Source organism: Borrelia hispanica CRI, assembly GCF_000500065.1.
Lineage (GTDB): Bacteria > Spirochaetota > Spirochaetia > Borreliales > Borreliaceae > Borrelia > Borrelia hispanica.
The window spans coordinates 126,034-148,835 of the sequence record NZ_AYOU01000164.1 but is presented as its reverse complement, the minus strand read 5'-3'; the positions used below and the strand labels follow the sequence as shown (position 1 = coordinate 148,835).

The following is a 22,802-nucleotide window of genomic DNA, read 5'->3' as shown; positions in this document are numbered from 1 at the left end:
AAAAAACTTCTTATCTGATATAATTAAATATAACAGTAAAAATCAAAGGACAAAAACATGAAAAACATTAAGGCTGTTGTTTCTGATCTCGATGGTACGCTCTTACTCTCAAATAGCCAAATAGGAGCTTTTAGCGAACTCGTAATAAAAAAGCTAACAAAAGAAAACAAAAAATTTATTATTGCAACAGGAAGAAGTAAAAATGAAATAATACCTCTTCTTATACAGAATCTAAATTCACATGTGTCATTTTTTATAACACTAAATGGAGCAAGGGTATATAATAACCAATGGCAATTAATAAGCAGTTATGACTTAGCTCCCGATATTGTAAAAGAAATTCTAAATATCAGAGAAAATAAATATAAAAACATACCTCACTTTTTACAAAGATCTGATGATATAGATGAAAACCTTTATGCTGACAACATAACTAAAAATGCTATTAATGATATATTTAAAAAACATAGATTATTAAATAAACACCAATATATCAAACACGAATTACAAGACATAAACATAAGATATAACGAAGTCAATAATTTTAAAGAAATTAAAAATTTTAACAAAATAGCAAAAATCTTATTACTACATGATGAAGAAGCACAGCTCATAAAATATGAAGCAACAATTCTAGAAAAATATAGAGAAGAAGTAAATGCTTATTTATCAACACCACACTCACTCGAAATTGTTAATAGCAAAGTTTCAAAAGGAAATGCACTAAAAGATGTTCTTACAAGAATCAATATCAATTTAAATGAAACAATTGCATTTGGAGATGGCTTTAACGACGTTGACATGTTAGAAAACGTAAAAAAAGGATTACTAATGGGAAATGCAAATTACAGACTAAAGAAAATGTTATCTTACTTAGAAATAATAAACACAAATGATAATGAAGCCGTTGCTCATTACATTAATGACAATATTTTAGAAGACCCTGCATAATAAAGGATCACACATGAAAAAAGACTTAATAAAATATGCAGAACTTATTATTGTAAAAGGAATTAACTTACAAAAAAATCAATGTGTACTCATTACAGGCTCAATTGAAAGTTATGAATTTTTAAGAATCTTAGCACAAAAAGCTTATGAACATGGAGCAAAATATGTAGAATTAAGCATTGAGGATACAGAAATCTTAAAATCTAGATTACAATCAACACAAGAAAATCTTTTAGAGTTTATTCCTGATTTTAAACATAAACTTTTTGAAGAAATGATAAATGAAAAATGGGCAAAAATAAGAATTGATAATACAGAAAATTTGGATGCACTAAAAGAATATGACAATAAAAAAATATCTAAATACTTTCAGGCATTAAAATTAGCATCAAAAAATATTTCAAGTGCAATGATGAATAATGAATTGTCCTGGTGCACAATCTGTGCGCCAGGACCAAAATGGGCTTCAAAAGTCTTAAATAAACCTGAGAGTCAAAAAACATTAAAAGAATTTTTTGAAATTCAAAAAAAAATTATGTTACTTGACACAGAAGATCCAATAAAAGCTTGGGAAATTCATGGAAATAAATTACATCAAAGATGCAAAACCCTAAATAATCTTCAATTAGAAAAAATAATATTTAAAAACAAAAAAACAAATCTAGAAATATATTTACTAGAACATTCCATTTGGACAGGAGGAAGTGAAAAAATAAGTGGAACAGAAATTGAATTTAATGCAAATATGCCTACACAAGAAGTTTTCACAACACCAAACTACAAAAAAACAAATGGTATTATGTACGCAACTCGACCAGTAACAATACTTGGAAATCTAATAACTGGCATATGGATGGAATTTCAAGAAGGTAAAATAATCAATTTTGGATGTGATAATGATACATTAAATAACATACTAAAGAGGCATATAGAAACCGATGCACAAGCACAATATATAGGAGAAGTTGCATTAGTAGATAACAGCTCTCCAATATATAAAAGTGGACTTACATTTTACAACACATTATATGATGAGAACGCAAGCTGTCACATTGCACTAGGAAGTGCTTATCCTTCCTGTTTAAGTAATGGAAGTGAGCTTAAAACAGATATTGCAAAACTAGATTACGGATGTAATGTTTCTTTAATTCACACAGATTTCATAATTGGAAGCAATGACATAAATGTCATCGGTATTGCCAAATCGGGCAAAGAACATATAATAATACAAAATGGACAATTTCTCATATAAATGAAATAACGGAGTAATCAAATAATGATAAAAGATTTGTTTACAAATGACCTTTTCTTATCTTGTTTAATTTCAGGTATTATTGCTCAAATGATTAAATATATCATCCAAGCAATAAAAACAAAAAAACTCAAATTAAGTCCAAAATATTTTTTAAAAAGCATTTTTTTAGAAACAGGGGGTATGCCCAGCAGTCACTCTTCAACAGTAACAGCCCTTGCAACATCAATATTAATAAAAGAAGGAATTAATACTCACTTTATTATTGCTCTAGCTTTTGCTTTAATCACAATAAGAGATTCATTTGGAGTTAGATATATGGCAGGTGTTCAAGCAGAATATTTAAATGATTTATCAGAACAATTAAAAATGAAAATCAAAATTGAACCTTTAAAAATTAAAGTTGTTAAAGGACACAAAAAAAAAGAAGTATTTACAGGCATACTGATTGGTATAATTTCTGCATGGGCAATATGTAACAAATACTATATCGAATAATCTAAATAACAGATCATAAAGGAAAAAATGAATCTACTAAAGTTTTTTCATATATTGCTAATACCACTACTTTCTTGCAACATAGCACAATTTGGAGACTACAAACCAATATATTTACAAGAAGAAAAAGACCTAAAAATAGCAAATGACTATATAAACTCATTAGGATATAAAACAATATCCGAATACACAACAAAAGTACACATACTGGACTTTCCTCACTTTAAAGAAATAACAATAGACAAATTAATTCATCTTAATGACTACGATCTTCGAAAAGATCTATTTTTAAAAAAACTTCCTAATCTTTTTAATACAGGAAACAAAAAAATACTTTATGTTGAATCATCATTTACTAATAATGACTTAAAAAAATTAAAAAAAGATCAAAATATTAAAGCAGAAATGCATTCATTAAACTATAAAACCAAAATAAAATACTTTTCAATCACAACTTTCATCATAATAATGATTTTATTATTATCACTAAATATTAAATATGCTCCTTTTATGATCCTCTTTCTGATAAGTTCATGTATTATATTTATATTTAGTGACGAAATATCATACTTTTATCCTTTAACCATACTCGCTTATCTACTATTTGTACTAATTGACAATTTTAACAAAAATTACAACAAAATATATCTAAAAGATATAGGCTTTACAGTATTAATTAAAAAAATCAAAACCCCAATATTTCTATTTTTATTTATAGTATTATATTTTACCGTAAGCATTAATTTTTTATCCACCAACCTTGAAGCCATTTTAATTATTTGTGTATCAATATCAACACTTTGTATTTTCCTAATATTTACTTGGATCAAAACTGAAAGCAACTTGAAACATACATTTTTATCTTTAATTGAAATAAAAGAACAAAAACGAGAAACCAAAATTTTGAAGTACAAAATACTAATACATATAATGCTATTTATAGTCTCAATAATGCCATTTTTTTACGCCCAAAATATACTTAACTCTTATAATAATTTCAATTATCTTTACAGCAAAAAATTAAACTACTTTGACTATCTAAATCCCAATAATATCTATTTAATGGTTGGACATAATGAAGAAATACCAAATATTGTAGGCTATATGTATCATATATTTTATCAAAATGAACTTAAATACAAAATCACATCTCAATACGGCAAAGTAAACACAAATGTAAAAGAAGACTACTTTAAAATAGAAAACAATAAAATAACTATCAATCCAAAAATTATATACAAAGTAGACAAAGAATTTATATCTAAAAACCTAAATAAAGAACTATCAAGATTATTCTTAGAAAATGGAAATCCAATTTTAATATATAAAGAAACACCTGCTAACATTACAACTAATAAAAACAATTATCAAACATTATTCACTCTCTCATTGCCATTTTTCTTATTACTATTCCTATTTAAAGCAATAAGATTTACAATTCTTTTAAATATGAGTGAAAAAAGTTATAGAAAATATATCAGGGGAAATACTTAATGTTTAACTCACAAACAAAAATCAAAAGACAATATAAAATTAACATAGATGAAATCCAAATACCTGAATGTGTTTTAATTCCACTAGAAACAGCAGATTCAAAATCTACAATATATGTCATTGAAAATCAAAGAATTTCAGAAGGACAAATATTATCAAAAAACAAAAATGTAGAACTTTACACATATACCCCAATATCTGGAATAATAGAAAAAATATATACTGCCAATCTTCCAAATAAAAATCAAATAAAATCAGCATTAATAAGATTTCACGGAAGAATAAACAATGAAAAAGAAATTTCAACTGAAGAAGAATCAAGAGAAAAAATACTAGAAAAATTAATTCGATTAGGAATTCCTTGGTTTAATGAAGATTCATTATTTCAATATATGAACAAATGCAAAAAAATAGACAAAATGATTTTGTTAATCAATGGAAAAGATTCATTCACAAATATAGCAGAAATATTAATAACAACAAAACTAGACAAAATTGTCTACGGATTTGAAACTATTGATAAAATATTCAAATTTAAAGAAATATTAATAATAACCGAAAACCATAATATTAAAAAAGAACTTGAAAAATCAAATATCACAAAAGACAAAAGATTAACAATCAAATTAATTCCCAACTCTTCACATCCATATTCAAATCACGAAGTAATAATGCATTTCTTATACAATGAAGAAAACACAAAAAATAATATAAATCCAAATAAAAATATACTATTAACAAATATTGAAGATCTCTATAATATTTACTCCACACTTAAAACAAATTCTCCATATAAAGAAAAACTCATAACCATCAATGGAAATAAAAAAATAAAAAGCAAAATAATCAAAGTTAAAATTGGTACATCTATTAAACAAATAATAGACGAAAATATTGATTTAAAAAAATACGATATTTTTTTAAACAATCCAATAAATAAAATAAAAATAGATAATCTAAATGTACCTATCACAAGAGATATATATAGCATCACAATATTAAGGAAAAAAACAATACTTAGCAAAGTTAACAAAATTAAACTCTTAAACACACCCAGTTTTTCACCATTATGTATGGAACAAATTATTTTAGAAAAAATTAAAAATCAAGACAATAACGAAAACACACAACAGCAATATTTACAATACACTGAAACTGAAATCGAAGAAGAAATAAACAAAGTAAAAAAAGAAATAAAGGAAAATATATTAAATATAAGCTTTAATAATGAACCAATATACACCGAAAACAACTTAAAAGATATCTATTTAATTACTATATTAGCATTAATTCCTAATTTAATATTTTCTTTTGCAAACAACATCAAATTTTTAATTGATAGCCTTATATTAATAATCACAAGTTTATGTTCATATATACCAATAATGCTCAAATCCAAATATAGATATTTTTCTTTTTTTATATATACTGCATTAATTACCAATATAATACTACCCTTAAATTTTCCTATAACATTAAAAATAATGGCAATATTTTTTACATTTTTAATGTTTTTTTATTTCTCAAGGCTCTCCAAACTCCTTATAAATCCTATATTAATTTCATTCATATTTTTATTACTAAATTTTCCACTAAGTTTCAAACAAACATATTACAAAGAACTTGTTAAACAAAACGATATAATTCCTACATGGAATAAAATAATTTCTCAAAATCCAAACATTCACAACTTAGAAAACTTAAAAGAATTTAAAAGACATGAAAACAAATACATCGACATAATCGACAAATTTATAAATGAACAAATATTATCTCATTTAAATATAATGATACCAAGATTCCATATTGAAAACCTTTTGGGATTTCAAAATGAAAAGTACTTATCCCCCATTCTAATCTATATTGGCTTCTCATTCATCTTTGAAAAATTCATTATCAACAAACTAATACCACTATCTTTTTATATAAGTCTGCTATTCATAGCTTACATACTACAAAACCTTTCTCTCTATAATTACATAAGTTTTGATATATTAAGCCTGATAATGTCACCAATTCCAATGATCTTAATATTCACAATGGGTACAGAATTACAAACAGCTCCTCACTTTAAATTTGAACAAATACTTTATGGATTTGCATTATCTTTAGGATATTTTATAACTCTAAGTTATATTCCTCTTGAAACTTTTTCAGCTATAATATCAATATTTATATTACAAATAAGTTCAACACTAATTAAAAAGTACAGCTTAACATTCCACATAAAAAAAATACTACACTATTTAAGCATAAATAAAGAAAAAGTAAGAGAAAATAAAAATGAAAATGGAGAAGAAATTATTAAGATATGACAAACAATTTAATAACATACTTATTAGTAAACAATTTGTTACTAATACACTTTATTGGAATTGAAGATATCAAAATAAAAGATAATAAAAGATTATCAACAAAATATCTAACTATCATAATCACTTCGCTACTAATTTATTCTTGCCTTTTTTATATTTATAAATTATTTGTAGAATACAATTTATTATTTATGATACCAATAATATATATGACATTAATTTACATACTAACAATTATGTTAAAAACACTAAACAATATCTTAGTTGTCATGTATAACAGCAAGACAAAATACTCAAATGATTTTTTGTTATCTAATAGTAGCTTGATTGCAATAATATTTTTTTCTCTAGATAAAAGTCATAATTTTCTAGAAGGCATAACAATACTCACCTTATCTTCACTAAGCATCTTAATAACTATTATATTAACAACAATAATAAAGAGAAGTTTGGAAAAAAAATCAACATTCAAACTAATAACTAATGAAACAATGTACTTTTTTATAATCTTCATTTTATCTTTGATTCCAAATATAATTATATTAATAAATAATAGTGAGAGTTTATAATGAGAGAAACAATAAATGAATTTCTAGAACAAATTGAAAATGTCTGGAGGAAGCTTTGACAGTGACAAGATTAAAATACAACTTCAAAAATATGAAAAACAAATAAATAATGAAAATTTTTGGAATGATAATAAAAGAGCACAAGAAATTCTTAGGAATCAAAATATTTTAAAAACCAAAATTGAACCTTGGGAAAACTTAATATGTCAACTTAAAGATTTAAGGGAACTCTGTAAAATTGCAGAAAGTGAAGATGATAAAGCACTATTAGAGAGAGATGTTAATAAATTAAGAGAACAATATAAACATATCTTAACATTATCATATTTCAAAGAAGATATTGACATCAATAACGCATTCCTGACAATACATTCAGGAGCAGGTGGCACAGAAGCATGTGATTGGGTTAATATGCTATATAGAACATACTTAAGATATTCTGAGAGACGTGGATATAAAATAGAACTTATAGATTTACTGGAAGCTGAAGGGGGCATTAAATCTGTTACAATCGAAATAAAAGGAAAATATGCATATGGATTTTTAAAAAGTGAAGTGGGAATACATCGACTTGTAAGAATTTCTCCTTTTGATGCTGCAAAAAAAAGACACACATCTTTTGCATCTGTTTTCATTGATCCTGTAATTGATGATAAAATTGAAATAATAATTAAACCAGAAGATATTAGAGTTGACACATATAGAGCTTCAGGGGCAGGAGGACAACATGTTAATAAAACATCATCAGCCGTTAGAATTACACATCTTAAAACAGGAATAGTAACACAATCTCAAACTGATAGAAGTCAACATAGAAATAAAGAGTTAGCAATGAAAGTATTAAAATCAAAACTTTATGAACACTACAAAAAATTAGAACAACAAAAAAGCAAATCTCAACAACAAGAAAAAAAAGATATATCGTGGGGCAATCAAATTAGATCTTATATATTTCAACCTTATACTCTAGTAAAAGATCACAGAACAAAATTTGAAAATCCAAATATTATGTCTGTGATGGATGGCAACATTGATAACTTTATAGAAGAATACCTAAAATGGAAAAATTTAAATTAATAATAATCATGTTACTTTCAATCTCAACAACTAAATTAGCATATACTCAGAGTAACATTGAGTACGGATTTTCTTATATCATAAATACAAAAGATGAAAATAAAGAACTCCAAAAAGGAATTGAACAAACACTAAATAAGATATACAATGCAATAAATGAACACATTATTAACGATAATGATAAAGACTTTATAAGACGCATTTATGTATATCAAAATATAATAAAAAAAGAACAAGAATTTAGCAAACTCAAAGAAGACATGGACAAAAAAAAGTTACAAAATGCAATAAGCTTAAAAGAAGAAAATAAAATAGAAGCTAAAATTAAAAATCTTAAAGAAGACATTAAAAACATAAAAATCAAACAACAAGAACTTGAAAAATACCTTATAACTTTAAAAAAAATAAAAGCAAATTACAAAAAGCATCAAGATAAAGTACATCTATCAAATTTGAATATAGAACTTTTAACAAGTCAAGAATTATTCTTTGTTAATTACATACACTTAAAAAAAGTAGATAAACATTATTTAGTTGAAATTAGCAATATTACTCCACAAGGAGTAAAAGTTTACAAAGAAATTTTCAAACTATCATCATCCGTTGATGACATTGCATACAAAATAGCAAAACTTAGTCTTGAAGAAATATTAGGAAGAGAATTTATTAAACTTAAGATCAATGTCATAAATAATTTGGATGCCAAAATATATATAAATGAAGAATTTGTATCAAAAGGATTATATAACAATGATATATGGGATATTTCTAAACTACCAGATAAAGAAATTATCATTGACATTATAAGTAAAACTTACAAACCCTATAGAATAAAACAAAAAGTAAAAAGTGGTGACACTATTGACTTAAATATTACCTTACAAAAAGCAAATTCCAATAAAATATTAATTACAAGTAATATAACATCTAAAGTATTTAAAAAAGGAGTATTTATAGGAGAAACACCAATTGAAATTGAAGAACCTGAAAATATAGAATCCATATTATTGCAAGCTGAAGAACACAAAAATAAATTCATAATAATAAATAACAAAGATAAAGAGGTTCATATAGAAATGGTAAGAGACAATAAAAGCGAACTCATTAAAAAAAGAGATATATTCTATATCAACCTTAGTATTTTTACATTAAATCTTATAGGAACTGCATTTGCCATAACAAAATATAATGAATCTTCAGAACTTTACAATATAGCTTTAAATAATATTTTAAAAAATAGAATAAGGCCTCAAGATTTATATAACGCAAAAGTAGAAGAGATGATTGCAACATTCTTACTTGGTACAGGAATAACATTTTCCGTTGGTAGTTTTATACCATTAATCATTCATTTGGTACAATATATTAAAGAAGCAACTCGAGGTGAATAAACTATTGTAAATTTATTTAACACCAAATAAAAAATAGGAGCACTAAACTTTTGAGCATTTTTAATAAAATAAGAAATTTATTCAAGAATCAAGAAAAGACACAAATAATTGAAAAGTTAGAAGATATACTCTTAGAAGCAGATATAAAAAACGATATAGTAATAGAAATAGTAGAACATATTAAAAAAATAAAAGCTAAAGATGAAAAAGAAACACTATTAAAACTAAAAAATTTACTAACGAGTTTTCTAAATCAACAATCTCTTAATTTAGAAAACAAAAAATTAAACATCTTATTGATACTTGGAGTAAACGGGGTTGGTAAAACCTCAAGTATTATAAAACTAGCAAATAAATTCAAAAATGAAGGGAAAAATGTACTAATTGCTGCAGCAGACACATTCAGAGCTGCAGCAATCGAACAACTTAAAATACAAAGCGAAAAAATTGGCATTAAAGTCATATCTCAAAACCAAGGAAGTGATGCAGCAGCAGTAATATTTGATAGTATCTCAAGTGCAAAAACTAAAAATTATGATATATTAATAATTGATACAGCAGGAAGACTCCAAAACAAAGAAAACTTAATTAAAGAACTCAAAAAAATGGATCAAGTGATAAAAAAACAAATACTCGATACAAATATCAATTATAAAAAAATACTGGTAATAGACTCCATATCTGGAAAAAACACAAATAATCAAACAGAAATATTTGACAAAGCAATACAAATTGACGGAATTATAGCCACAAAATTTGACTCATCATCTAAAGCAGGTGGAATAATTAATATATCAAAATTATTTCAAAAACCCATATATTTCTTTACATTTGGAGAACAAGTAGAAAACATTAAAGAATTTAACACTGAAAACTACTTAGATAAACTATTATGACAACAAAGATCATAAAATTAATATTAATTTCAATTTTAATACAAAACACATACGGAAAAAGTTACTTTATATCAGACGTATTTTTCAACAAGTACCAGGAAATATATGATATTCCCCAAACAGGATTTTACATTGAATATACCAAAGTTAATGAAATTGAAAAATTTAGCCTTTTTAAAGATTTAAAACTAATCAAATACAAAACACAAAAAAAAATAGAAGATAATAAAAAACAATTAACATTTTACAATGAAAAAGATATTAAGATAAAAGAAGAAATCTACGACGAGTTAAATAATAAAATAAAAGAAATAAAATATAGTCCCAAAGGAATAATTCTTGAATCTGTAGACTATTTTTATAAAAATAACGATGTGATTTACAAAGAAATCAAAATTTTAAATCAAAAACCAAAAACAATACACTATATGAAAGATACTAATGGAAAACTTTTAAAAATAACAGGATCAGATTTACAAATTTGGAATTATGGAATCAATGGAGAGATAAAATCAACATATCTTGATATAAAAAAATCTAAAACAAAAGTAATCCAATATGATGATCAAAAGAGACATTTAAAAAACATAATACTAGATAATAACAAAATTGTATCTAAAGAAAACAATCAATATTTAGATGACAATGAAATAATCAATATAAAAGAAGAAGATAATACAAAAACCATATCAAAATATAAAGATCATAACTTGATAAAACAAGAAATCTATAAAGATAATAAAATAACAAAAATAATCGACTTTGAATATAATGAATCTGGACATGTTACAATGGAAAATATCATTATCAAAGATGAAGATAAAGAATATACTACAAAAACAACATATGAATATGATTCTGATAATAAATTAATGTCAAAAACAATCTATGAAAATGACTTAATATCACTAAAGACTGATTATTTTAACGACAATGAATATGAACAAAAGATATACCATAATGGAAACCCTATATTTAAAATAAGATATAAAAATGACGAAATTATTGAACAAATAAATACAGATACTAGAGATAAAAATGAAACTAAATAGACTCTTATTTAAAAGATTAATCTTAGATGAACAAAATAGCTTATCACTCACAATCGTCATAATTTTAAGTATAGTACTTGGACAAATCATTATCATTATCACAATATCAATAATGAATGGTTTTCAAAATGATTTTTTCACAAGTATATCTACACTAGAGAGTGGCAATTTAAAAATTGAAAGCAAATTAAATGAACAAGAATTCAATTCCATTAAAAAAATGAAAGAAATAATTCAAATAAATAAAATTTATGAAACACAAGGAATTGGAATTGAAAATTATTATTACCCAAGCATATTAAATATAATCGCATTTGACACAAAAGACGTCATAAATGACAAAAACTTTCTCCTTCTAACAGGTCTTACAGCATCTCAAATCCAACTTAATGAAGATGAAATCATCATAGGAGACGTGCTTTCATATAACTTAGATCTATATGCAGGAGACACAATAGGATTGATATTAAATGATGAAATTACAAATTTACATACATTGAAAAATGAAGTAAAACGATTTAAAATAAAAGCCATTTTTAAGAGCAATTATAGCAAAATAAATCAATCTACAGTATTTATGAATATCAATTACTTTTATACAAAACAACTAATTAAAGATCTAGATATTAATTATCAATTAAAAACAAAAAATTTATATCCAAGTAAAAAATTAATAAATGCAATCAAAAATATTAATCAAAAAATCAAAGTTAAACCTTGGCATGAATATAATAAAGAATTTTACAAAGCACTAAAAATAGAGAGAAATACAATGTTAATCATTCTAACAAGCATATTTCTTGTCATTGCTGTTAACACATACTACCTCCAAAAAAGGATAATAATTAATAAAAGTAAATCTATCTCAATAATCTTATTTTTGGGATTAAGAGCACAAAAGATTAGAAAAGTTTTCCTAATTCATTCAATAGTAATTTGCGTATTGGGAAGCATAATTGGCATAATTTCAGGAACCATAATATCTCTAAACATAAATGAAATTCTAAATACAATTGACATCTTGATAAATAGCTTGATTAATGCTGTAAATTATATATTAAAATTAAATCTGGAAAATATAGAAATAAAAATAATAAAAAATACAATTACCCCTAAAATATTTTTAAGTGATTTAATGCTGATACTGTTCTTTGCTTGTCTATTTACAATATGTTCAAGCCTAAAAGTGACTAAAAAAATCAAATATACTGATACAATAAACGGAGCAACATCATAAATGAACAATACACAAAACATAATATGCATTAAAGAAATATATAAAACGTATACTAAAAACAAAACGAAAATACAAGTACTAGAAAATTTAAATTTAAATGTCAAAAATGGTGATTTTATTTCTATTCAAGGTAAAAGTGGTTGTGGCAAATCAACACTCTTTAATATCATATCAGGAATTGATAAAATGGATTCAGGAGACATAATATCATGTGGAATATCTTTAAAAAATGCAAATGAAAAAACCTTAAGTTTATATAAAAATACAAAAATAGGTCTTGTATTTCAAAACCACAATTTAATTGATGAATTTAATGTATTTGAAAACATTATTTTACCTAAAATAATAGAAGGAAAAGACAACTTTACAGAAATCAAAAAAAAAGCTTTACGCTTAATGAAAATATTAGATATAGAAACAAGAAGAGAACATTATCCTTCAGAATTATCCGGAGGAGAAGCACAACGAGCAGCTATTGCAAGAGCTCTAATAAACGAACCAAATATAATCCTATGCGACGAACCTACTGGTAATCTAGATATCAACACCGCCAAAACAGTAGAATCATTATTAATAGAAACATCCAAAACATTTAATAAAACACTTCTTTTGGTCAGTCATAATCCAGAATTTTCAAATAAAGCAGATATCAAATACGAACTTAGAGATAAAACATTAAAGAGAATATGATGCACTCCAATATTAAAGAACTTTTTAAAATAGCATATGTTATATTTATACACTCAAAAAATAAAAAAGCTCTTATAGGTTCTGGGATATCTTTAAGTTTAGTAATGATTCCTCTAATAATCGTTTATTATATGTCAAACAATATCATGAATGCCACAATAGAAAGATACATTGAAAATGAAGGATTTTCAGTACAAATAGAATATAATGAGATTCACAAAGATGAATATCTCAAATCTAAGCTAGAAAAACTTAAAAACGAATATAAACATGACAAACTAAAATATTTTTTTGAGAGAAGAACCTATGGACTTATTGGAAATAAAAAAAAACAAGGGGCTTTAATCAGAGCAGTAGAAAATAAATTTGTTGATAATAATAAGCATATAAAATTAGTAGATGGGAAGAAAAACTTTAACAAAAATGAAATATTAATATCAAGACAAATCAAAGACAAACTTGATTTAAATATTAATGACTCTATCTACCTAATAGTACCTAACAATAAATATCAAAAAATACTCCCAAGAGCACAAAAATTTACCATAGCTGGAATAATTGAAACAGGATTAAAAGAAATTGATAAAAATTTAGTTTTTATTTCATTACAAGATGCAAATATAATGACAAAAGAACTATCTAAAAGTATAATTGGTCTTTCTATCAAAACCAATACAAAAGAAAAAACTAATAATCTTAAAGAAAAGATCACAAAAGAATTTAAAGAATATAAAATCAAAACATTTTATGAACTATATCTAAACAAATATACAAATTTAAATATAAGCAAAAAACTTTTAATATTCATTATGGCATTTATCGTAATATTTGCAAGCATTAACATATCCTCATCACTCTGTATGTTAATACTTGAAAATAAAAAGAAAATTGCAATATTAAAATCAATTGGAATGAATAATATAACCCTTAAATTAATATTCATACTGATAGCACTTGTTTTAAGTTCAACATCATGTATAATAGGTATAATCATAGGAAATTACCTAACCATCAATATAGAACACGTAATTAACATAATAGATATTATAACCAATATGATTTTAAAGATATTTGGCGCTGATAACACAGAACTTCTAAATTCTGATTATTATATTTCTGAATTTAACATCAAAATAAGTACTAAATTTAGCCTAATTATCCTCCTATCCTATACATTAATTAGTATTGCAACAACACTTATTCCTTTAGACATCATTTCAAAATTTAAAGAAAAAGAAATACTATAATCTATATAAAAAATAAATACTATTTTACAAATACATTAATGATTTTAATAGAAGATAATTCTTCTTTAATATTTAAATAAATCTCTTTTGGAAAAATGGTTTTTAACGTAAAAACTTGTCTAGAACGAGATTTAAGAAAAGAATTTGATTCGGAAATTAACTTTCTCTTTAACGACCTAATGACTTGACTATCTTTAGTAAAATACATTATTTCAATTTCTAAATCTTTAATATCATCACTTGAACTATTATAAACTTCTATTAAAGAACTAACTTCATAAATTTCAAAAAATTCATTAAAATAACTACCAAGATATTTAAAAGTTAATATTGACGAACTTGTCTCCAAATTAACACTAGAGAAATCATTAACTTCTTTAAAAAATTCAATTAAACGTATATCAAGAACCATTTTTTTAGGATGAGAACTAATACCTTTAGAAACATTATATATAAAATCAATTGGAACATATACTCCCTTATTCCATTTATTAGGAAAATCACTCTTCTTTTCAAAAACTTTATTTAAAATAGGTTTTCCCAAATCATCATAAACCGTTATACTATAAGAAATATTTTTAATAGAATCTTTCGATGAAATAACTCCTGCTTTTAACTGATAAGTATGTGAATCTTCAAAAACCAATACCTTAGCACTTTCAACTTCAACATGATATAAAACATTAGGATTGCCAATAAGATTAGCAGATTCAACTATTAAATCAGATGCCCTTGTAATTGAAGGCAAGCCTTGAACTACAGGCTCTTTGATATCCCTCTCTAAATCACCAAAATATCCATGACCACTAATAAAAGGATATACAGTTTTATATGTAATAAATGCAATAACAGATATTAATATAAAACTTAATAATAATACTAATATCCTTTGTTTCAATCTCGCAAATTCATCATATTCTCTTAAATCAACGCCATCAATTATTCCAAACTCTCTAGCCTGCAAACTTACATGTATTAATTTTTTATTTGTCTCTTTAGTGTTTATTTCCGTAACAAGCCTTTTATACAGATTGAAAAACGAAGTAAAGAGAGACTTATTATGAAGAGAATACAAATACACAGCATGAAGTTCTCTTAAAGAATGCACTAAATCTCCAGTTCTCTCTAATTGTCGAGCTCTATCATATATCTTGAAAAAATGCTTTTCAATATTCTCTATATCAGCATCAGAAATATCAGCTCGTTCAATAATTTCTTTTATTCTTCTTTCTTTTAAAATTTTATTCTTATGCTTAGATAACGTAGATAAATAAATTTTAATTCTTTCTTCAGAAGTTTTACTCATTATCTTCTAGTTCATCAACCTTTTTTAAAAGCCAATAAGCAATATTTTTAGCAGTATCTTTTGTAATAGAAATTCCAACAAAAGAATTAATCAAAATTACCTTTTCTTTAGAACCCCTAAGCTCCCCAGAAATCTCTTCCAAAACACCTTCTTTAGTTTTAGTATAAACAATCTCTTCAGGAATTTCTGTAGACTCAAACACAAGATCACAAAAAATTTCTCCAGTATTAGTTACACTTCCATAAATATTATTAATAGGAACTAATTTATAATCTTCTGCTTTTTCAAATCTGTAAATTATTTCTTTCATAAAACGAATTATAACATAAATATTTATCTAGAATTAAAATATAAGATTTAAAATCCTAAACTGTTTCAATTAAAATACAAAATATTTTACACACAAAAATAAAATAAAAAATAATGTTATAATTTTTAAAATAAAATTTTTTATACAAAAACAAAGAGTAATAAATGAATATCAATATATTAGAAAATAAAAATGAAAAAATAAAAAATTTAAGAAAAGACTTTCCTATTTTAAATAAAACTATTAATAATCAAAAAATCATTTATTTTGATAATGCCGCAACTTCTCAAAAACCCCAAAGTGTAATTTCATCTATAGTTGAATACTACACAAATTATAATGCAAATGTTCATAGAAGTGGACACCAATTTGCAATAGAATCAAGCTTAAAAATAGAAGAGACAAGAAAAATTGTTAAACAATTTATCAATGCAGAATCTACTAAAAACATAATTTTCAATTCTGGAACTACAGATGGAACAAATACAATAGCAAATTCATTGTTATTATCAAAATTTTTTAAAGAAAATGATGAAATTATTACAACAACACTTGAACATAATAGTAATTTACTTCCTTGGATCAATATTGCCAAATATTTAAACTTAAAAATTAAACTTGCAAAATTCAATGAAATGGGAATTATTCAACCAAAACAAATACAAAATCTAATTACAGATAAAACAAAAATCATTACTATGTCTGGAATAAATAATATACTAGGAACAATGCAAAATTTAGAGCAAATAGGAAAAATTGCTAAGGATAACAAAATTACATTATTCATAGATGCGGCTCAAATGGCACCACATATAAAAATAGATGTAAAAAAAATAAACTGTGATTTTTTAGTATTCTCAGGACATAAAATGCTTGCTCCAACAGGCATTGGGGTATTATACATATCAGATAAAATTATAAACAAACTCAACAGCTCCAAACTAGGAGGCAATGCCATAGAAAATATCTATATAAAAAATGAAAAACTTGATTTTAAAACCATCAATTCCCCAAATAAATTTGAATCAGGTACACCAAATATTGCAGGAATTATTGGTCTTGGACAAGCAATAAAATATATAAATAACATAACTATGCAATTTATTCAAGAACATGATCAAGAACTAATTGAATATTGTGTTTCAAAATTAAAAGAAATTGATGAGGTTGAATTCATTTTAAATAAAAATATTAAACGAAAATCAATAATATCATTTACAGTAAAAAATATTCATTCACATGACATTGAGACATATCTTGATACAATGGGAATTGCAACCAGATCTGGCAAAACATGTGCTTACCTTGCATTTTTTTCAGAAAACATTAAAAAAGATCATTTATTAAGAATAAGCTTTTACTTATATAATACAAAAGAAGAAATTGATATTTTCATTTCTTCACTTAAAAAAACAATAAAAGAATTTTATTAAATAAATTTGAAAACATTAAAAAATCATTAATTTAATTATATAGACAGTAAAATTGATAAATAAAATTTACCTATTATCTAAAATTTAAGCTAAATCAATATAAAACTATTATTGATTTAATCAAATAAACTTCTTAAAATTGAAACATGTTCTCAGAAGAAATAAAAAAAGAACTAATAAGACTAAGCAAAATAAAAAAGTATTGCTTTCAAGTAGAAAAAAATCAAAATCCAATATATCACAAATCTAAGTGTGGAGACCAAATAATTTTTCAAATAGATAAAGACAACAAAAAAATTAGACTAAAATATAACGCATATGGATGTATAGTCTTTCTAGCCAGTACTTATCTTTTAACCAAAATATGCGACAATCAATCTAAAAAGACAACATCAGAAATCATAACAAAAATAATTAACAATAATTTTGAAAATTTAGAAGAAATCAATAAAAACCTTAAAATTTTTGAAAATTTCTTATATACAAACAGAAAAGACTGTTTCATTCTACCGTACAAAGCTTTAAAAGAAATTTTAAAGTAACATTAAATCATCGCAATTAAAGGAGAATTATATGAAAATATACTCTCACTCATCAATAGGATACGAAGGAGAACTAATTGAAGTTGAAGTAGATATTAAAAAAGGAATACCAGGAATTGATATTGTTGGATTAGCTGGAAGTGAAATTAAAGAATCAAGAGAAAGAATAAAAGCAGCTATTAAAAATTCAGAATTTACTTTCCCAAAAGATAGAATATTAATAAATCTTGCACCAGCAGGTATCAAAAAAATTGGAACAGCAATTGATCTCTCAATTGCAACTAGCATTATAAGTACAAAAGAAAATAAAAATAACAATTTAAAAGTCTTAATGTTAGGAGAATTGCAACTAGATGGACAAATAAGAACAATTAAGGGAGTATTACCTGCAATTTCTCTTGCAAAAGAAAAAGGAATTAAATGTATAATAATACCTTTTGATAATCTTGAAGAAGCCCTGTTAATATCAAATTTAAACATTTGGGGAGTCAAAACTTTAAAAGAAACTCTAGAAATAATTGAACATCTTAATAATAATATATTTCCCGCAAAACCTACAATTAATTTCAAAACAGAAGAAAATGAAGAAGAATTTGAATACGATTTTAAAAATATTAAAGGACAACATAGGATAAAAAGAGCACTAGAAATAGCAGTAGCAGGAGGACATAATATTATGATATTTGGACCTCCTGGAAGTGGCAAAACACTCAGTATTAAATGTGTACAATCAATATTACCTCCACTTACAAATAAAGAAATTATTGAAACAAATAGAATTTGGTCAATTGCAGGAAAGCTAATAGATACAAAAATAATCAGAAAAAGACCATTTAGACAACCACATCAAACTGCAAGCAAAGAAGGCATTATTGGTGGAGGATCTAATGCACTTCCTGGAGAAGTATCACTTGCTCATAATGGCATCCTATTTTTAGATGAAGCTCTAGAATTTCAAAAATCAATATTGCAATCACTGCGTGAACCAATAGAAGATAAGACAATCTCAATAGTAAGAGCAAGTTCAAAATCATTTAAATATCCTGCAAACTTTCAATTAATGATTGCAACAAATCCATGTCCTTGTGGCAACCTTGGAAAAAACGATATTGAATGTTTTTGTTCACAACAAGAAGTTTCAAACTACTGGAAAAAATTTGGAGCAGCAATGCTTGATAGAATTGACATTAGAGTACCAGTTAAACCAGTAAATAATGCCAAATTATTTCAAGAAGACAATGAGAGTTCAAAAGAAATTAAAAAGAGAATAATAAAAGCAAGAAATATACAAAATCAAAGATATGAAAATATTAAAAATGTTCATAAAAATTCTGATCTCAAACCAGAACACATCGCAATATTTTGTAACCTAGACAAAATTCTGACAGAAGAAATGATTTATATATTAAATAAACTTAATATATCATCAAGAGCAACCCATTCAATCCTAAAACTTGCAAGAACAATTGCCGATTTAAAAGATGAGGCTCATATTTCAAGAGAATCATTACTAGAAGCAATTGAGCACAGAAAACATGGAGAAAAATTATTAGAAGAATAAAAAAGCCCCAATTGGGGCAAAATTAAAATTCTATTTTATCAAGATAACTCTTCAATTGATTGGCAGAAATTTGAAACTTTTTAAGTTCTCTCTCACTAATTTTAAAATCAAGGACTTCTTTTACACCATCTTTACAAACTACAGCAGGTGCCCCAATATAAATATCTTTAATAGAATCACCATACTGACCATTAATATATGAAGATATCGGTAAAATAAGGTTTTGATCACCAATTATCGCATTAACAATGCGTTTAATTCCAAGTCCAATAGCATAATAAGTTGAACCTTTAAGTTTAATTACCTCATAAGCAGCATTAACAACATTATTATGAATCTCATCAAGTTCCGATTCTACTATTATCCCATCAGCAATATATTCTGATAAAGACTTCATAGCTATTTTAGTCTCATCCCAAGTAGCAAAAGAACTATCTCCATGTTCACCCATAATATATGAATGTATATTTTGAGTATTAACATTAAGACGCTCAGCCAAAAAATATCTAAGTCTTGAAGTATCAAGTGTTGTACCTGTTCCAATAACCTTACAAGTTGGAAAATTAGAATACTTCATTGTCACATAAGTCATAATATCAACAGGATTACTTGCAATCACAAAAATACCATCAAATCCACTTGAAACAATACTTGTTACAATTTCCTTAAAAATCTTAGTATTTTTGCCAACCAAATCAAGTCTTGTCTCACCTGGTTTTTGATTAAGACCGGCAGTAATTACAACAATATCAGCATCAGAACAATCATTATAATTACCAAATTCTATTTTGATATTTTTTTTCAAAAACATCTGACCATGGTTTAAATCCATGACTTCACCCTTCGCTTTATCTTGAGCTACATCAATAATTATAAGTTCATGAACAAGTGAGTTGTCTATTGTCAAAGCATAAGCAAAACTTGAGCCAACACCACCTGCCCCAACAAGAACAACTTTATTACGTTTAAGCATAACTATCTCCATATAAAATTATTTCATTGGTATAATGTAATTTTATAACAGTTTACGATACTTTAAAACAATTGAACAATATTTTTATAAAGACATGTGTGAACTATCTAATCTACAAAGCAAACAAACGTATAAATTGACATCTTTAAATAAAAGATAATTTATCTCAACACTAATCTCAACATAAATTAATTATCATCTGATTTAAGAACAGCAAGAAATGCACTTTGTGGTATTTCAATATTTCCTATCATTTTAAGTCGCTTTTTTCCTTCTTTTTGCTTCTCTAAAAGCTTTCTCTTACGAGTAATATCACCCCCATAACATTTAGCAGTAACATCTTTTCTAACAGGTGAAATTGTTTCACGGGCAATAATATTTGAACCAATAGCTCCTTGAATTGCTATTTTAAATTGCTGTCTTGCAATCTCATCTTTTAATTTTTTACAAATATTTAAGGCCTTTGCTCGTGCACCATCTCTAAAAACCAATTGAGATAATGCATCAACTCTATCTCCATTAACTAAAATATCCAACTTAACTAAATCTGTCTCTTCATATCCTAATAGTGTATAATCAAAAGAAGCATATCCACGACTTACAGACTTAATCTTATCATAAAAATCAAACAATATTTCAGCAAGAGGCATCTTATAAATAACTTCAACACGCTTGGCATCAAGATAAATTAAATTTTCCTGTACACCTCTTTTAAGCAAACAAACACTCATAATATTACCTAAAAATTCAGCAGGAACAATAATATTAGCCCTAATATAAGGTTCAAGTGTAATTTCAATATTTTCATTTCCGGGAAATTGCTCAGGACTTTCAATAAAATAGGGATTTCCCTTTTTAGGAATAATTTTATAACGAACAGATGGTGATGTTAATATCACACTAAGATCAAATTCACGTTCAATTCTTTCCTGAATCACCTCTAAATGCAAAAGCCCCAAAAATCCACATTTAAATCCATGTCCAAGAGCAGCTGAAGCATCTTTTTCAAAAGTAAGAGATGCATCATTTAGTTTAAGTCTATCCATTGCTTTCAATAGATCATCATATTGATTAGCATCAACTGGATAAACAGATGAAAAAACTACAGGCTTAACTTCTTTAAATCCTTCAAGAGGAGCTACTGCTGGATTATCAACAAGGGTTACAGTGTCTCCAATTTTAACATCCGATATATTTTTTATTCCTGCAATAAAATATCCAACATCACCTGCTTCTAAAATATCTTTTTTTTCAAGAATGATTTTAAAAATTCCAATCTCCTCTACAAAATATTCTCTATCTGCATGCATAAATTTAATTTTATAACCAGGTTTAATTTGTCCCTCAAAAATTCTAAAATGAACAACGACACCACGGTAAGAATCATAATGCGAATCAAAAATCAAAGCTTTTAATGGATTCTCTGTACTACCCTTAGGAGAAGGGACATACTTACAAATAGCCTCAAGTAATTCATCAATACCTATTCCATTCTTAGCAGATATGAGAACAGCAACATTAGCATCTAGTCCTAAATCATTCTCTATTTGCTCTTTCACAAAATCAATATTTGCACTTGGTAAATCTATTTTATTAATAACAGGAATAATTTCAAGATTATGTTCAAATGCCATATAAAAATTTGAAACGGTTTGAGCTTCTATGCCCTGACTAGCATCAATAAGTAAAAGTGCTCCTTCACAAGATGAAATTGCTCTTGAGACTTCATAAGAAAAATCGACATGTCCTGGAGTATCTACAAAATTAAGCTCATAAATATTGCCATCACTACACTTATAATCAATAGTTACGGCTTGACTTTTAATGGTAATTCCTCTCTCTCTTTCAATATCCATACTATCAAGAATTTGACTCTTAAACTCTCGATCTGAGATTATTTTAGCCTTTTGTATAAACCTATCTGCTAAAGTTGATTTACCATGGTCAATATGTGCAATAATACAAAAATTTTTTTTATAAGAACTAATTTTATGCCTCCCCCTAAATC

The 22,802-nt window shown here is 25.5% G+C and carries 20 protein-coding genes; 16 read left to right on the top strand and 4 right to left on the bottom strand.

The features are described 5' to 3' along the window. Nucleotides 1–57: 57 nt before the first annotated feature. From U880_RS0109100 to U880_RS0109040, 13 genes are all read left to right on the top strand, one after another. The gene (locus U880_RS0109100) at nt 58–951 is read left to right on the top strand and encodes a Cof-type HAD-IIB family hydrolase (RefSeq protein WP_024655715.1); all 894 of its coding nucleotides are present in this window, start codon (nt 58–60) and stop codon (nt 949–951) included. Between the two features lie 13 nt (nt 952–964). Then, nucleotides 965–2,203 carry an aminopeptidase gene (locus U880_RS0109095; RefSeq protein WP_024655714.1) on the top strand — a complete coding sequence of 413 codons (1,239 nt, stop codon included), beginning with the start codon at nt 965–967 and terminating at the stop codon, nt 2,201–2,203. A gap of 24 nt (nt 2,204–2,227) precedes the next feature. Then, nucleotides 2,228–2,701, top strand: coding sequence for a divergent PAP2 family protein (locus U880_RS0109090; RefSeq protein WP_024655713.1), 474 nt, complete (start codon nt 2,228–2,230; stop codon nt 2,699–2,701). A gap of 27 nt (nt 2,702–2,728) precedes the next feature. Next, nucleotides 2,729–4,195 (top strand): hypothetical protein, encoded by a 1,467-nt coding sequence (locus tag U880_RS0109085; protein WP_024655712.1) that lies wholly within the window; start codon nt 2,729–2,731, stop codon nt 4,193–4,195. Then, nucleotides 4,195–6,510 carry an RnfABCDGE type electron transport complex subunit D gene (locus U880_RS0109080; protein ID WP_024655711.1) on the top strand — a complete coding sequence of 772 codons (2,316 nt, stop codon included), beginning with the start codon at nt 4,195–4,197 and terminating at the stop codon, nt 6,508–6,510. The genes U880_RS0109085 and U880_RS0109080 overlap by 1 nt, the downstream gene beginning before the upstream one ends. Then, the gene (locus U880_RS11920; RefSeq protein ID WP_024655710.1) at nt 6,507–7,079 is read left to right on the top strand and encodes a hypothetical protein; all 573 of its coding nucleotides are present in this window, start codon (nt 6,507–6,509) and stop codon (nt 7,077–7,079) included. Before U880_RS0109080 ends, U880_RS11920 begins: the two co-directional genes overlap by 4 nt. After that, a protein-coding gene (prfB, locus tag U880_RS0109070; protein ID WP_235048057.1) for a peptide chain release factor 2 occupies nt 7,079–8,156 on the top strand; the annotation gives its coding sequence in 2 pieces (ribosomal slippage) (nt 7,079–7,134 and nt 7,133–8,156; 1,080 coding nt in all). Before U880_RS11920 ends, prfB begins: the two co-directional genes overlap by 1 nt. After that, complete coding sequence (locus U880_RS0109065) at nt 8,138–9,547, top strand: hypothetical protein (protein ID WP_024655708.1); 1,410 nt, start codon at nt 8,138–8,140, stop codon at nt 9,545–9,547. Before prfB ends, U880_RS0109065 begins: the two co-directional genes overlap by 19 nt. A gap of 50 nt (nt 9,548–9,597) precedes the next feature. Next, nucleotides 9,598–10,443 carry a signal recognition particle-docking protein FtsY gene (gene ftsY / locus U880_RS0109060; protein WP_024655707.1) on the top strand — a complete coding sequence of 282 codons (846 nt, stop codon included), beginning with the start codon at nt 9,598–9,600 and terminating at the stop codon, nt 10,441–10,443. Continuing rightward, nucleotides 10,440–11,495, top strand: coding sequence for a hypothetical protein (locus U880_RS0109055; RefSeq protein ID WP_024655706.1), 1,056 nt, complete (start codon nt 10,440–10,442; stop codon nt 11,493–11,495). The genes ftsY and U880_RS0109055 overlap by 4 nt, the downstream gene beginning before the upstream one ends. Continuing rightward, on the top strand, nt 11,482–12,732 hold the full coding sequence (locus tag U880_RS0109050) for an ABC transporter permease (protein WP_024655705.1): 1,251 nt from the start codon (nt 11,482–11,484) through the stop codon (nt 12,730–12,732). The genes U880_RS0109055 and U880_RS0109050 overlap by 14 nt, the downstream gene beginning before the upstream one ends. Next, on the top strand, nt 12,733–13,422 hold the full coding sequence (locus tag U880_RS0109045) for an ABC transporter ATP-binding protein (protein ID WP_024655704.1): 690 nt from the start codon (nt 12,733–12,735) through the stop codon (nt 13,420–13,422). It abuts the gene before it with no gap. Next, nucleotides 13,419–14,669 (top strand): ABC transporter permease, encoded by a 1,251-nt coding sequence (locus U880_RS0109040; RefSeq protein ID WP_024655703.1) that lies wholly within the window; start codon nt 13,419–13,421, stop codon nt 14,667–14,669. Before U880_RS0109045 ends, U880_RS0109040 begins: the two co-directional genes overlap by 4 nt. A 19-nt stretch (nt 14,670–14,688) precedes the next feature. Here U880_RS0109040 and U880_RS0109035 read toward each other — a convergent pair whose 3' ends face one another. Continuing rightward, nucleotides 14,689–15,975 (bottom strand): hypothetical protein, encoded by a 1,287-nt coding sequence (locus tag U880_RS0109035; protein WP_024655702.1) that lies wholly within the window; start codon nt 15,973–15,975, stop codon nt 14,689–14,691. Then, a complete protein-coding gene (locus U880_RS0109030; RefSeq protein ID WP_024655701.1) occupies nt 15,968–16,285 on the bottom strand; it encodes a hypothetical protein in 318 nt (105 codons plus the stop codon). Before U880_RS0109030 ends, U880_RS0109035 begins: the two co-directional genes overlap by 8 nt. Nucleotides 16,286–16,449: 164 nt before the next feature. Here U880_RS0109030 and U880_RS0109025 point away from each other — a divergent pair, with 164 nt between their 5' ends. The 3 genes from U880_RS0109025 (at nt 16,450) to U880_RS0109015 (ending at nt 19,821) form a co-directional block, all read left to right on the top strand. Continuing rightward, a complete protein-coding gene (locus tag U880_RS0109025; RefSeq protein ID WP_024655700.1) occupies nt 16,450–17,718 on the top strand; it encodes a cysteine desulfurase in 1,269 nt (422 codons plus the stop codon). A 146-nt stretch (nt 17,719–17,864) separates the two neighbouring features. Then, on the top strand, nt 17,865–18,260 hold the full coding sequence (locus tag U880_RS0109020) for an iron-sulfur cluster assembly scaffold protein (RefSeq protein ID WP_024655699.1): 396 nt from the start codon (nt 17,865–17,867) through the stop codon (nt 18,258–18,260). Nucleotides 18,261–18,291: 31 nt separating this feature from the next. Then, nucleotides 18,292–19,821 (top strand): YifB family Mg chelatase-like AAA ATPase, encoded by a 1,530-nt coding sequence (locus U880_RS0109015; protein ID WP_024655698.1) that lies wholly within the window; start codon nt 18,292–18,294, stop codon nt 19,819–19,821. A 22-nt stretch (nt 19,822–19,843) separates the two neighbouring features. Here U880_RS0109015 and U880_RS0109010 read toward each other — a convergent pair whose 3' ends face one another. Continuing rightward, nucleotides 19,844–20,794, bottom strand: a complete 951-nt coding sequence (locus U880_RS0109010) for an L-lactate dehydrogenase (protein ID WP_024655697.1) — start codon at nt 20,792–20,794, stop codon at nt 19,844–19,846. Between the two features lie 188 nt (nt 20,795–20,982). After that, nucleotides 20,983–22,782, bottom strand: a complete 1,800-nt coding sequence (lepA, locus tag U880_RS0109005) for a translation elongation factor 4 (RefSeq protein ID WP_084543268.1) — start codon at nt 22,780–22,782, stop codon at nt 20,983–20,985. Between the last annotated feature and the right edge of the window lie 20 nt (nt 22,783–22,802).

Bases quoted from the DNA above. Each gene is read 5' to 3' on its own strand.
- U880_RS0109100 (WP_024655715.1), top strand. From the start codon at position 58: ATGAAAAACATTAAGGCTGTTGTTTCTGATCTCGATGGTACGCTCTTA.
- U880_RS0109095 (WP_024655714.1), top strand. From the start codon at position 965: ATGAAAAAAGACTTAATAAAATATGCAGAACTTATTATTGTAAAAGGA.
- U880_RS0109090 (WP_024655713.1), top strand. From the start codon at position 2,228: ATGATAAAAGATTTGTTTACAAATGACCTTTTCTTATCTTGTTTAATT.
- U880_RS0109085 (WP_024655712.1), top strand. From the start codon at position 2,729: ATGAATCTACTAAAGTTTTTTCATATATTGCTAATACCACTACTTTCT.
- U880_RS0109080 (WP_024655711.1), top strand. From the start codon at position 4,195: ATGTTTAACTCACAAACAAAAATCAAAAGACAATATAAAATTAACATA.
- U880_RS11920 (WP_024655710.1), top strand. From the start codon at position 6,507: ATGACAAACAATTTAATAACATACTTATTAGTAAACAATTTGTTACTA.
- U880_RS0109065 (WP_024655708.1), top strand. From the start codon at position 8,138: ATGGAAAAATTTAAATTAATAATAATCATGTTACTTTCAATCTCAACA.
- U880_RS0109055 (WP_024655706.1), top strand. From the start codon at position 10,440: ATGACAACAAAGATCATAAAATTAATATTAATTTCAATTTTAATACAA.
- U880_RS0109050 (WP_024655705.1), top strand. From the start codon at position 11,482: ATGAAACTAAATAGACTCTTATTTAAAAGATTAATCTTAGATGAACAA.
- U880_RS0109045 (WP_024655704.1), top strand. From the start codon at position 12,733: ATGAACAATACACAAAACATAATATGCATTAAAGAAATATATAAAACG.
- U880_RS0109040 (WP_024655703.1), top strand. From the start codon at position 13,419: ATGATGCACTCCAATATTAAAGAACTTTTTAAAATAGCATATGTTATA.
- U880_RS0109035 (WP_024655702.1), bottom strand. From the start codon at position 15,975: ATGAGTAAAACTTCTGAAGAAAGAATTAAAATTTATTTATCTACGTTA.
- U880_RS0109030 (WP_024655701.1), bottom strand. From the start codon at position 16,285: ATGAAAGAAATAATTTACAGATTTGAAAAAGCAGAAGATTATAAATTA.
- U880_RS0109025 (WP_024655700.1), top strand. From the start codon at position 16,450: ATGAATATCAATATATTAGAAAATAAAAATGAAAAAATAAAAAATTTA.
- U880_RS0109020 (WP_024655699.1), top strand. From the start codon at position 17,865: ATGTTCTCAGAAGAAATAAAAAAAGAACTAATAAGACTAAGCAAAATA.
- U880_RS0109015 (WP_024655698.1), top strand. From the start codon at position 18,292: ATGAAAATATACTCTCACTCATCAATAGGATACGAAGGAGAACTAATT.
- U880_RS0109010 (WP_024655697.1), bottom strand. From the start codon at position 20,794: ATGCTTAAACGTAATAAAGTTGTTCTTGTTGGGGCAGGTGGTGTTGGC.